Annotated in this window: 12 protein-coding genes; 11 read left to right on the top strand and 1 reads right to left on the bottom strand. The window is 69.7% G+C overall.

Annotated elements, in window-relative coordinates; translation table 11 throughout:
* Window positions 1-31 precede the first annotated feature (31 nt).
* From mihF to C8K38_RS01435, 9 genes are all read left to right on the top strand, one after another.
* Window positions 32-355, top strand: coding sequence for an integration host factor, actinobacterial type (gene mihF, locus C8K38_RS01475; RefSeq protein ID WP_027499670.1), 324 nt, complete (start codon window positions 32-34; stop codon window positions 353-355).
* A 91-nt stretch (window positions 356-446) separates the two neighbouring features.
* Window positions 447-998 carry a guanylate kinase gene (gene gmk / locus C8K38_RS01470; RefSeq protein WP_097209984.1) on the top strand — a complete coding sequence of 184 codons (552 nt, stop codon included), beginning with the start codon at window positions 447-449 and terminating at the stop codon, window positions 996-998.
* A 129-nt stretch (window positions 999-1,127) separates the two neighbouring features.
* Window positions 1,128-1,430: a DNA-directed RNA polymerase subunit omega gene (gene rpoZ, locus C8K38_RS01465; RefSeq protein WP_027499672.1), complete on the top strand. Its 303-nt coding sequence runs from the start codon at window positions 1,128-1,130 to the stop codon at window positions 1,428-1,430.
* 10 nt (window positions 1,431-1,440) lie between these two features.
* Window positions 1,441-2,736 carry a bifunctional phosphopantothenoylcysteine decarboxylase/phosphopantothenate--cysteine ligase CoaBC gene (gene coaBC, locus C8K38_RS01460; RefSeq protein ID WP_097209894.1) on the top strand — a complete coding sequence of 432 codons (1,296 nt, stop codon included), beginning with the start codon at window positions 1,441-1,443 and terminating at the stop codon, window positions 2,734-2,736.
* A gap of 152 nt (window positions 2,737-2,888) precedes the next feature.
* A complete protein-coding gene (metK, locus tag C8K38_RS01455) occupies window positions 2,889-4,103 on the top strand; it encodes a methionine adenosyltransferase (protein ID WP_097209893.1) in 1,215 nt (404 codons plus the stop codon).
* A 125-nt stretch (window positions 4,104-4,228) separates the two neighbouring features.
* A complete protein-coding gene (locus C8K38_RS01450) occupies window positions 4,229-6,190 on the top strand; it encodes a primosomal protein N' (RefSeq protein WP_179800419.1) in 1,962 nt (653 codons plus the stop codon).
* A gap of 98 nt (window positions 6,191-6,288) precedes the next feature.
* Window positions 6,289-6,687 (top strand): VOC family protein, encoded by a 399-nt coding sequence (locus C8K38_RS01445; RefSeq protein ID WP_097209982.1) that lies wholly within the window; start codon window positions 6,289-6,291, stop codon window positions 6,685-6,687.
* A 121-nt stretch (window positions 6,688-6,808) separates the two neighbouring features.
* Window positions 6,809-7,039: a DUF2188 domain-containing protein gene (locus tag C8K38_RS27005; protein WP_169310482.1), complete on the top strand. Its 231-nt coding sequence runs from the start codon at window positions 6,809-6,811 to the stop codon at window positions 7,037-7,039.
* 41 nt (window positions 7,040-7,080) lie between these two features.
* Window positions 7,081-7,875: a class I SAM-dependent methyltransferase gene (locus tag C8K38_RS01435; protein WP_097209891.1), complete on the top strand. Its 795-nt coding sequence runs from the start codon at window positions 7,081-7,083 to the stop codon at window positions 7,873-7,875.
* A gap of 12 nt (window positions 7,876-7,887) precedes the next feature.
* Here the strand turns inward: C8K38_RS01435 and C8K38_RS01430 are convergent, their stop codons facing one another.
* Window positions 7,888-8,997, bottom strand: a complete 1,110-nt coding sequence (locus C8K38_RS01430; RefSeq protein WP_097209890.1) for an FAD-dependent oxidoreductase — start codon at window positions 8,995-8,997, stop codon at window positions 7,888-7,890.
* 29 nt (window positions 8,998-9,026) lie between these two features.
* Here C8K38_RS01430 and C8K38_RS01425 point away from each other — a divergent pair, with 29 nt between their 5' ends.
* Window positions 9,027-9,638: a TetR/AcrR family transcriptional regulator gene (locus C8K38_RS01425; protein WP_097209889.1), complete on the top strand. Its 612-nt coding sequence runs from the start codon at window positions 9,027-9,029 to the stop codon at window positions 9,636-9,638.
* A 116-nt stretch (window positions 9,639-9,754) separates the two neighbouring features.
* Entirely contained in the window at window positions 9,755-10,429 is a 675-nt protein-coding gene (locus C8K38_RS01420; protein ID WP_097209888.1) for a PadR family transcriptional regulator, read from the top strand.
* Window positions 10,430-10,470 lie beyond the last annotated feature (41 nt).

The following is a 10,470-nucleotide window of genomic DNA, read 5'->3' as shown; positions in this document are numbered from 1 at the left end:
GACTATTTGCACACGACGAGACGGAGGAACCGTGGCCCTTCCCCAGTTGACTGATGAGCAGCGCGCCGCTGCTTTGGAGAAGGCGGCTGCAGCCCGTAAGGCCAGGGCTGAGCTCAAGGAGCGCCTCAAGCGCGGCGGCACCGACCTGAAGCAGGTCCTCAAGGATGCCGAAGAGAACGAGATCCTCGGCAAGATGAAGGTGTCGGCACTGCTCGAGGCCCTGCCCAAGGTGGGCAAGGTCAAGGCGCAGGAAATCATGACCGAGCTGGAGATCGCTCCGACCCGTCGCCTTCGTGGCCTCGGCGATCGGCAGCGCAAGGCTCTGCTCACCAGGTTCGATTTCGACGCTGAGTAGGAATCTGGTGGCTGACACAGACAACGTGTCAGACAACAGCAAGACCACCCCGGCTTCGAACAGCGGGGAAAGCACAGCGCAGAGGGGCCGGCTGGTAGTACTGGCCGGCCCCTCAGCCGTGGGTAAGTCGAGTGTGGTCCGCAAACTGCACGAGCGACTTCCCGACCTGGTCTTCAGCGTGTCTGCCACGACGAGAGACCCGCGGCCCGGCGAGGTCGACGGCAAGGACTACACGTTCGTCACCGCCGACGACTTCGAGCGGATGATCGCAGCGGGCGAGATGCTCGAATGGGCGGAGATCCACGGCGGGCTGCAGCGGTCGGGCACCCCCGCCGCGCCGGTGATCGCGGCCCTCGAGGCCGGACATCCTGTGCTGGTGGAGGTCGACCTGGCGGGTGCTCGTGCCGTCCGGGCGGCGATGCCGGAGGCGATTCTTGCCTTCCTGGCGCCGCCGAGCTGGGAGGAACTGGTGTCCCGGCTGACCGGTCGCGGCACCGAGTCCGAGGCGGTCGTCGCCCGCCGCCTTGAGACCGCGAAGGTCGAGTTGGCGGCCAAGGACGAGTTCGACACGGTCATCGTGAACGAGGATGTCGACCGTGCGTGCGACGAGTTGGTATCCTTGTTGGTTGGAGCGCCGCGATAGTCGGCGTCCGTTCAGAATTCTGTAAAGAAGACAGTATCGATCTCGACTAGCAGCACCTTTGCTCGAACCTGCAGTTCTCAGAAGTAGTTGCAGTTGAAACAAGCGCCGACCACCACAGGAGATTCGCCAGTGAGCGCAACTCAAGCAGCCTTGTCCGACGCCGAGCGACACGGCGTCCCGGCGTACGACACCCCGTTGGGCATCACCAACCCGCCGATCGACGAGCTGCTCGCCCGCACCTCCTCGAAGTACGCGCTGGTGATCTACTCGGCCAAGCGTGCGCGCCAGATCAACGACTACTACAACCAGCTCGGTGACGGCATCCTCGAGTACGTCGGCCCGCTGGTCGAGCCGGGCCTCCAGGAGAAGCCGCTCTCCATCGCGCTGCGCGAGATCCACTCCGACCTCCTCGAGCACACCGAAGGCGAGTGATACAGAGCCCGTGAGCGAGCTCCCATCGGATTCCGCCGACCGACCCCGCCGCATCGTCGTCGGGGTCGGCGGCGGAATTGCCGCATACAAGGCCTGTTCGATCATCCGCAGCTTCACCGAGAGTGGACACCACGTGCGGGTGATCCCCACGGACTCGGCTCTGGAGTTCGTCGGCCGCGCGACGTTCGAGGCGCTCTCCGGCAACCCGGTGCAGACCGGGGTCTTCGCCGACGTCCCGCAGGTGCCGCACGTGCGGCTCGGCCAGGAGGCCGACCTGGTGGTGATCGCGCCCGCGACGGCCGACCTGATGGCAAGGGCCGCACACGGTCGCGCCGACGATCTGCTCACCGCGACCCTGCTCACGGCCCGCTGCCCGGTGGTGTTCGCGCCCGCGATGCACACCGAGATGTGGGAGCACCCCGCGACGGTCGCGAACGTGGCGACCCTGCGCGAACGCGGCATCTGTGTGATCGAGCCCGCCTCCGGTCGACTCACCGGCAAGGACACCGGCGCGGGCCGGCTGCCAGAGCCGGACGAGATCGTCGGACTGGCGACCCTGCTGCTCGAGCGTCCCGACGCGCTGCGCCGCGACCTCGTCGGCCGCAAGATCCTGGTGTCCGCGGGCGGCACCCGTGAACCCCTCGACCCGGTCCGATTCCTTGGCAACCGCAGCTCCGGCAAGCAGGGCTACGCCATCGCGCGGCTCGCCGCCCAGCGCGGCGCCGAGGTGACCCTGATCGCCGGATACACCGCGGACCTGGCCGATCCGGCCGCGCTCGAGGTGATCCGGGTCCGCACGGCGGGTGAGCTGAAGGAGGCCGTCGACAAGGCGGCGGTCGCAGCGGAGGCGGTCGTGATGGCCGCGGCCGTCGCGGACTTCCGGCCGTCCACCATCGCCGACAGCAAGATCAAGAAGGGCGCCGACGAGCCCGACACGATCCCGCTGACCCGCAACGAGGACATACTGGCCGGGCTCGTCCGGTCGCGACGCGACGGCGACCTGCCGAACACCTCCGTGATCGTCGGCTTCGCGGCGGAGACCGGCGACGCGCACGGCGACGTGCTCACCCACGCGCGCTCGAAGCTCGCCCGCAAGGGCTGCGACCTGCTGGTGGTCAACGCGGTCGGGGAGGGCAAGGCGTTCGAGGTCGACCACAACGACGGCTGGCTGCTCGGCGCCGACGGCTCCGAGGTCGCGTTGGAGTACGGCTCCAAGGCCTTGATGGCCAGTCGGGTGCTCGACGCCCTGGTGTCCCTGCTCGACAGTGGCGGGGGCGCGCACGCACAGAACGGTTCGGCCTCGTAGTCTGAAAGTCAGACCCTTTGTCGCCGACCCCGGCGCGGAGGGAATACATTTCCGCTGATTTCATTTTTCTGCTGATTTCAATGGTTCATATCCGTCGTACCCCGCACTAGGGTCTGTGGGGCAATACCAACGCTGTGGCGAGAGGGAGATCTGTGAGCAAGTCCGGCAGTCGGCTATTCACCAGTGAGTCTGTGACCGAGGGACACCCGGACAAGATCTGTGATGCGATCAGCGACTCCATTCTCGACGCACTGCTCGAACAGGACCCGCGCAGCCGGGTGGCCGTCGAGACGCTTGTGACCACCGGTCAGGTGCACGTGGCGGGAGAGGTCACCACCACCGCGTACGCCGACATCCCCAAGATCGTCCGCGACAAGGTCCTCGAGATCGGTTACGACTCCTCGGCCAAGGGCTTCGACGGCAACTCCTGCGGCGTGAACATCGCGATCGGCGCGCAGTCCCCGGAGATCGCGCAGGGCGTCGACCACTCGCACGAGGCCAGGGTCGACGGCATCACCGACGACGAGATCGACCGGCAGGGCGCGGGCGACCAGGGCCTGATGTTCGGCTACGCCTGCACCGACACCCCCGAGCTGATGCCGCTGCCGATCGCGCTCGCGCACCGGCTCTCGCGCCGGCTGACCGAGGTCCGCAAGACCGGCGTGCTGCCGTACCTGCGTCCGGACGGCAAGACCCAGGTCACCATCGAGTACGACGGTGACAAGGCCGTGCGGCTCGACACCGTCGTCATCTCCACCCAGCACGCCGCGGACATCGACCTCGACAACCTGCTCACGCCGGACATCCGCGAGAAGGTGCTCGGCTCGGTGCTCGCCGAGCTGGGCGTGCCCACCCTCGACACCGCCGACGTCCGGCTGCTGGTCAACCCGACCGGAAAGTTCGTGCTCGGCGGGCCGATGGGTGACGCAGGCCTGACCGGTCGCAAGATCATCGTCGACACCTACGGCGGCATGGCCCGCCACGGTGGCGGCGCCTTCTCCGGCAAGGACCCGTCGAAGGTCGACCGGTCCGCCGCGTACGCGATGCGGTGGGTGGCCAAGAACGCCATCGCCGCAGGCCTGGCGGAGCGCATCGAGGTCCAGGTCGCATACGCGATCGGCAAGGCGGCCCCGGTCGGCCTGTTCGTGGAGACCTTCGGCACCGAGCGGACCGATCCGGCGCTGATCCAGAAGGCGATCACCGAGGTCTTCGACCTGCGCCCAGGCGCGATCATCCGCGATCTCGACCTGCTGCGTCCGATCTACGCGCCGACCGCGGCGTACGGGCACTTCGGCCGCACCGACATCGACCTCCCGTGGGAGCGCACGGACCGGGCCGAGAAGCTGCGCGCGGCCGCCGGACTCTAGATGGCGACAGCGACGAGCCGCTCACCGAAATCGGTGGGCGGCTCGTGCCGTCGGTTGGTCGTTTAGTGGCGGTGAGCGCGGAACGGGAACCGGCGGCGGAGCTGCCCGTCGCCAGGGTGATCCCGATGCTGCCGCTCGCGCACCTGGACCGCGAGTTCGACTACCGGGTACCGCGCGAGCTCGACGTGCAGGCCCAGCCGGGGGTGCGGGTGCGCATCCGCTTCGCGGGCAGGCTGGTGGACGGGTTCCTAGTCGAGCGCATCGCGACCAGCGAGCACCCCGGCAAGCTGGGCTGGCTGGACCGCGTTGTCGGTGCCGAGCGGGTGCTGACACCGGAGATCGCCGCGCTGGTGGACGCCGTCGCCCAGCGGTACGCGGGCACCAGGGCGGACGTGCTGCGGCTGGCGATACCGCCCCGGCACGCGCGCGTGGAGGCCGAGCCGACGGCCGAGCGGGGGCCCCTTCCCCCGTCACCCGGCTGCGAGGCCTGGTCGAGCTACGTGCACGGCGAGGCCTTCGTCTCGGCGGTGCGGGCGGGCCGCGGTCCGCGGGCGGTCTGGCAGGCACTTCCGGGAGAGGACTGGCCCGCCCGGCTGGCCGAGCTGGCGGCGGTGGTCGTGGCGCGCGGTCAGACCGCGGTGCTGGTGGTGCCCGACCAGAAGGACCTGGACCGGGTCGCGGCCGCGTCTGTGGACCTGGTCGGCGACGATCTGGTGGTCCCGTTGGCGGCGGGACTCGGTCCCGCGATGCGGTACCGCCGCTGGCTCGCGGCGCTTCGGGGCACCGCCCGGATCGTGGTCGGAACCAGGAGCTCGGTGTTCGCGCCGGTGCCGGACCTCGGCCTGATCGTGGTGTGGGACGACGGCGACGACAGCCATTCCGAGCCGCGCTCGCCGTACCCGCATGCCCGCGAGGTGGCCCTGCTGCGGGCGCACGCGAGCGGCTGCGCCCTGGTGGTCGGTGGTCACGCCAGGACCGCCGAGGCGCAGGCGCTGGTGAACTCGGGCTGGGCGCACGACCTGGTGGCCGACCGCGCCGAGGTGCGGGCCAGGTCGCCGCAGGTCACCGCCCTCGCGGATAGTGATCATGCGCTGGCGCGGGACCCGGGGGCCAGGGCGGCCAGACTGCCCGCGATCGCCTTCGCCGCGGCCAGGGAGGCGCTCAAGGCGGGAGCGGGCGTTCTCGTGCAGGTGCCGCGCCGCGGATACGTTCCGTCCCTGGCCTGTGGCAAGTGCCGGGCGCCCGCCCGGTGCCGACGGTGCAACGGTCCGATGTCGCTGGCGTCGGCGGTGGGACCGGACGGTGCCGGTACCCCGACGTGCCGGTGGTGCGGCGTCGCCGACGCCACCCATCGGTGCAACGCGTGCGGGTCGCGATCGCTGCGCGCCGTGGTCGTCGGGGCGGGCCGGACCGCGGAGGAGCTCGGCAGGGCCTTCCCCGGCGTCGCGGTGACGCATTCCGGCGGGACCGAGGTGACGGCGGCGGTCAAGCCGGGCCCGCGGCTGGTGGTGGCGACCGTCGGGGCCGAGCCGGTGATGCCGGGCGGCTACGGGGCGGCGCTGCTGCTGGACGGTTGGGCCTTGCTGGGGCGGGCTGACCTGCGGGCGGAGGAGGAGACGCTGCGACGCTGGATGACCGCGGGCTCGCTGGTGCGTCCCGCCGGCGAGGGCGGGCGGGTCGTGGTGGTCGCCGACTCGGGCCTGCCCACTGTCCAGTCGCTGGTGCGCTGGGATCCGGTTGGCGCGGCCCAGGCTCAGCTCGACGAGCGGGCGGAGGTCCGATTCCCGCCGACCGTGCACATCGCCGCGGTGGACGGCTCGCGCGAGGCGATCGAGGCGTTGCTGGCGAACGCGACACTGCCCGACGTGGTGGAGCGGCTCGGTCCGGTGCCGTTGCCGCCGGGCGAACGGTTGCCGTTCTCTGGTGACGGTCCGGAGCCTGCCGATGTCGAGCGGATGCTGCTGCGGGTGCCGCGGGGGAGCGGCGGCGCCCTGGCGAGGGCGTTGTCCGAGGCGCAGGCCGTGCGCGGCGCCCGGCGTGAAGCGGGGTCGGTCCGCGTGCAGATCGACCCCGTCCGGATCGGCTGAGGCCTCCCGATTCACCCCGCCGAAGAACATTGCTCGATAGGTTGAGAACCGGTGCGGAATCAACCATGGAACGAGTCCTTCGAGGAATCGAGCAGAAGATGTCCAGCTTCCCGGGCCTGGCCCACATCGCCGTCACGGTATCCGATCTGGCCGCCAGCACCGCGTGGTACAGCGCATTGTTCGGGGCGGCGCCAGTGCTCGACGAGGACGAGGAGTCGGGAACCTTCCACCACACGGTGTTCGCACTCGACGACGGAATGCTCTTCGGACTGCACACCCACACCGGCGGTGGTGCCCCCACCACATTCGATGAACGGCACGTCGGTCTCGACCACATCGCGTTCCGGTGTTCCTCCGACGAGCTGCCCCGATGGCGGGATCGGCTCGACGCCCTTGGGATTGAGCATGGCGGGATCAAGTCGGCACATTACGGATCCGGTCTGTCCTTCCGCGATCCGGACAACATCGCTCTCGAGTTCTTCGCGCCGCAGGCGTAGACATTCGGTGTCCGCTCCGCCACCACCGGCGGCCACGGACCGGCGGTTGTGCCAGGAACGGGCAGGGCGTTCACTGGAAGTGGATTCGTGGTTCAACCGTCTGAGTCCGAGGAGGCTCGGCATGAAGCGGGCAACGCCATCGACAACGCGCAGGACCTACGACGTCTTGCCCCACGAGGGCGACGCGGCGCACTGCTGGGAGGTGCACCAGTACGGTTCGCGCGAGCACAACTACTACGGCACCGAGCGGGAGGCGATCGCCGCCGCCCGTGAACTGGCGCACGCGCATCACCCGGCGAAGGTGGTGCTGCACGGGCGAGATGGATTCGCGTACCGCGAATTCAACTGTTAGCGCGGGCGTTTCACCCTCTTGAGTCGGTCGCGAGGAGTGCCATGGGAGCTCGGCCGGAGCAGTGGGCGAGCGGCGAGGACTATCAGCGCTACATGGGCCGGTGGAGCCGCCTGGCCGCCGTCGAGTTCCTTCGCGGTCTGCCGCCGCTGCCCGCGGCCGTGTGGTGTGACGTCGGGTGCGGGACGGGTTCGCTGACGCAGGTGATCCTGGCCACGGAGCGGCCGACGCGGGTCCTCGGTGTCGACCCCTCGGCCCAGTTCCTGGCCGCCGCCGCGCTTCGTTCGGATGGGCGTGCGGAGTTCCGGCTCGGCTCCGCTGCCGCGATCCCTGCCGCCGACGGCGAGTTCGATCGGGTCGTCTCCGCGCTGGTGCTCAACTTCGTACCCGATCCGTGGGCGGCCCTGGCCGAGATGATCCGGGTCACCCGGCCTGGCGGGCTGGTCGCCTCCTATGTGTGGGACTACGCGGACGGTATGGACATGATCCGGCTGTTCTGGGACGCCGCCATCGAGTTGGACCCGGCCGCCGCCGCGGTCGACGAAGGAGCCCGGTTCCCCCTGTGCCGCCCCGAGCCACTGCGCGAGCTGTTCGGTTCGGCGGGATTGACCCGGGTCAGGGTGGGGCAGGTCGAGGTGGACACCGTTTTCGCGGACTTCGATGACTTCTGGCGCCCGTTCCTCGGTGGTCAGGGTCCCGCCCCCGGGTACTGCGCGAGCCTGCCCGAGGACCATCGGGCCGCCCTGCGGGAGAGTCTTCGCGCCACGACCCCGCGGAACGCCGCCGGTGCCGTCCTCCTGTGCGCGCGGGCGTGGACGGTCCGCGGTCACCGGCCGTGAATCGGAGTCATTTCAGCCAGGTTGGAAGAAGGCGAGCATTCTCCGGCTGGCGTCCGGCGACATCAGGATTTCCTGCATGCGTGTGGACATCCGGGCGGCAGCGCTGGTGCGGTCGAACATCTCGCGTTCGTATTCTCTGACGGCGGCGGGAAAGTCGTCCGGGTGCGTGGCCAGCGCGAGACCGAGCACCGCGCCGTCGAGCAGCGCCATGTTGGCGCCCTCTCCCACCGGCGGCATCAGGTGCGCGGCATCGCCGACCAGCGTGACGTCTTGCGCCGACGGCCACGTCAGGCCGGCAGGGAGAGTGGTGATCGACCGCGGCACGACCGTGTCGTCGCACGCCGCGATCAGCGCGGTGAACCGTGAGTCCCAACCGGGGAGCAGGTCGATCAGCCGCGCCCGGGCGGCGGCCGGGTCATCGAACGGGATCCCGCAGGTAGCGAACCAGTCTTCACCGGTGTTATAGAAGCTGAGGCCGATGCGAACGCGGCCGTCGCCGTTGCGTTGCGCCGCCAGGGAAAGTCCGTTGCCGAGCACCCAGTAGTTGCCGCGCCCGACCATCGCCGCGAGGTCGGGGTGCGTGCGGTCGATGTCCGGAATGCCGACCTCCACGACGTTCTGCCCGATATGAGCCGGGCGGGCGTCGGTGAGCAGCGCGCGGACCCGGGACTGCGCGCCGTCCGCGCCGACCAGCAGGTCATACGCCGCGCTGCTCCCGTCGGCGAAGTGAAGGCGGCCGTTGTCGGCGGATTCGTACGCGTGCCCCCAGCGCACCACGTCTTGAGGGAGGGAATCCAGCAGCAGGTTGCGCAGATCGGCGCGGTCGACCTCGGGTCTCTCGAGCGGGGCGTCGTCGGGCGTGTCCTCCTGGAGCAGCAAGGTGCCGTCCGGCTCCAGAAGGCGCATGTCCTGTCCTTCGCCGCGGGCGATCGCGTCGAACTGGTCGATCAGGCCGGCCTCGCGCAGCGCTCGCTGCCCGGAATGTATGTCGAGCATGCCGCCCTGGCCACGCGCGCCGCGCGAGAGCTCACGTTCGTACACGACGGCGTCGACGCCGTTCACCTGCAACACCCTGGCGAGGGTCAGGCCGCCCAGTCCGGCTCCGACAATGGTGATGGTCACAGTCGCCCCCTTCGATACACCGATTCGTCGTGCGAGCCGCGATCCGGCTGGCGGACGCGGACGGGCTGGCGGCGGTGTCGGTTCGCAAGGTTGCCGCCGCACTGGACGTCGGGCCGATGCGGTTGTACGGCTACATCACCACCAAGGACGAGTTGCTCGACCTGATGGTCGATTCGGTCTACGCCGAGGTGCGGCCGGCCGGAGACGGCTGGCGAGAGGTCTTGCGGTCCCTTGCTGAAACCACCAGACAGGCTGCTCACCAGCACGAATGGCTTGCCGACCTGATCGGCGGGCGCCCCCAGCTCGGGCCGCATGCGTTGGCAAGAGGGGAAGCCGTGGTGGCCGCGATGGGCGGCGTCGGCGTGGACGCCATCATGCCGGTGGTTGACGCGGTCAATGCGTACGTGATCGGCGCGGTGCGCCGGGAAATCACCGAACAGCGCGCTGAGCGGGCCACCGGGATGGACAAGACGCAGTGGCAGACCGCCTTCGGGCCTTACCTCGAGCGGACCTTCGCTTCTGGCCGATTCCCCGCGCTGTCCACGGTCATTCGCGACGGCGTCCACCTGGACGCCGACCAAACCTTCCGCATCGGACTCGACTTCCTCCTCGACGGCATTCAAGCCCGCATCTCGAGCTGACGCGGGACCCGTATCACACCCATTTCGAGTGTGAGGCCAGCCATCCCCTTGCCACCGACTGTTTGTCGATATATCGTCGAAGACGTAATTGATGCGAACAGTCGTAGGAGGCTGACATGGAACACATTCAACGAGAGCACGACCACGGGCGCGGCAGGCGCAGGCCCGGACGCGAGGGGCGCGATCGTCGTCGCGACGGATTCGGCCCCGGATTCGGTCCTGGTATGGCCTTCGGGCCCGGCCACGGTCCCGGCGGTCAGCGGCTCGGCCGTGGGCGCGGGCGCGGTGGACGCGGGCGGCGCGGCGACGTGCGTGCCGCGGTGCTGCTGCTCCTCGCCGAGGGGCCGATGCACGGCTACGAACTGATCCAGCGGATCGTCGAGCGCAGCAACGGCGTGTGGCGGCCCAGCCCCGGCTCGATCTACCCGGCGCTCGCACAGCTCGAGGACGAGGGCCTGGTGTTGATCGAGAAGGTGGCAGGCCGCAAGACCGCGCGCCTGACCGAAACGGGCGTCGCGTACGTGGAGGAGAACAAGGCAGACCTGGGGAACCCGTGGGACGAGGTCAGCGCCGGGGTGGGCCAGGAGGCGCAGGACCTGCGCGGACTGATCGGACAGCTGATGGGTGCGGCCGGCCAGGTCGCCGCGGTCGGGACCCCGGACCAGATCCGCAAGGCGGGCGAGGTGCTCACCGAGTCCCGCCGGGCGCTGTATCGGATTCTCGCCGATGATCCGAACCCGACGGCCACCACCCCGGCTTCGGACGAGACCGAGTCCGAGCCCGACGAGTGATCGGTGACCGAACCCCAACCGGACCGTGCTGAAATCGTGAC

This window comes from Rhodococcus sp. OK611, from assembly GCF_003050885.1.
GTDB classification, from domain to species: Bacteria; Actinomycetota; Actinomycetes; order Mycobacteriales; family Mycobacteriaceae; genus Rhodococcus_G; species Rhodococcus_G oryzae.
Note: the sequence above shows the minus strand (reverse complement) of the source record. Positions and strands in the feature narration are given on the sequence as shown.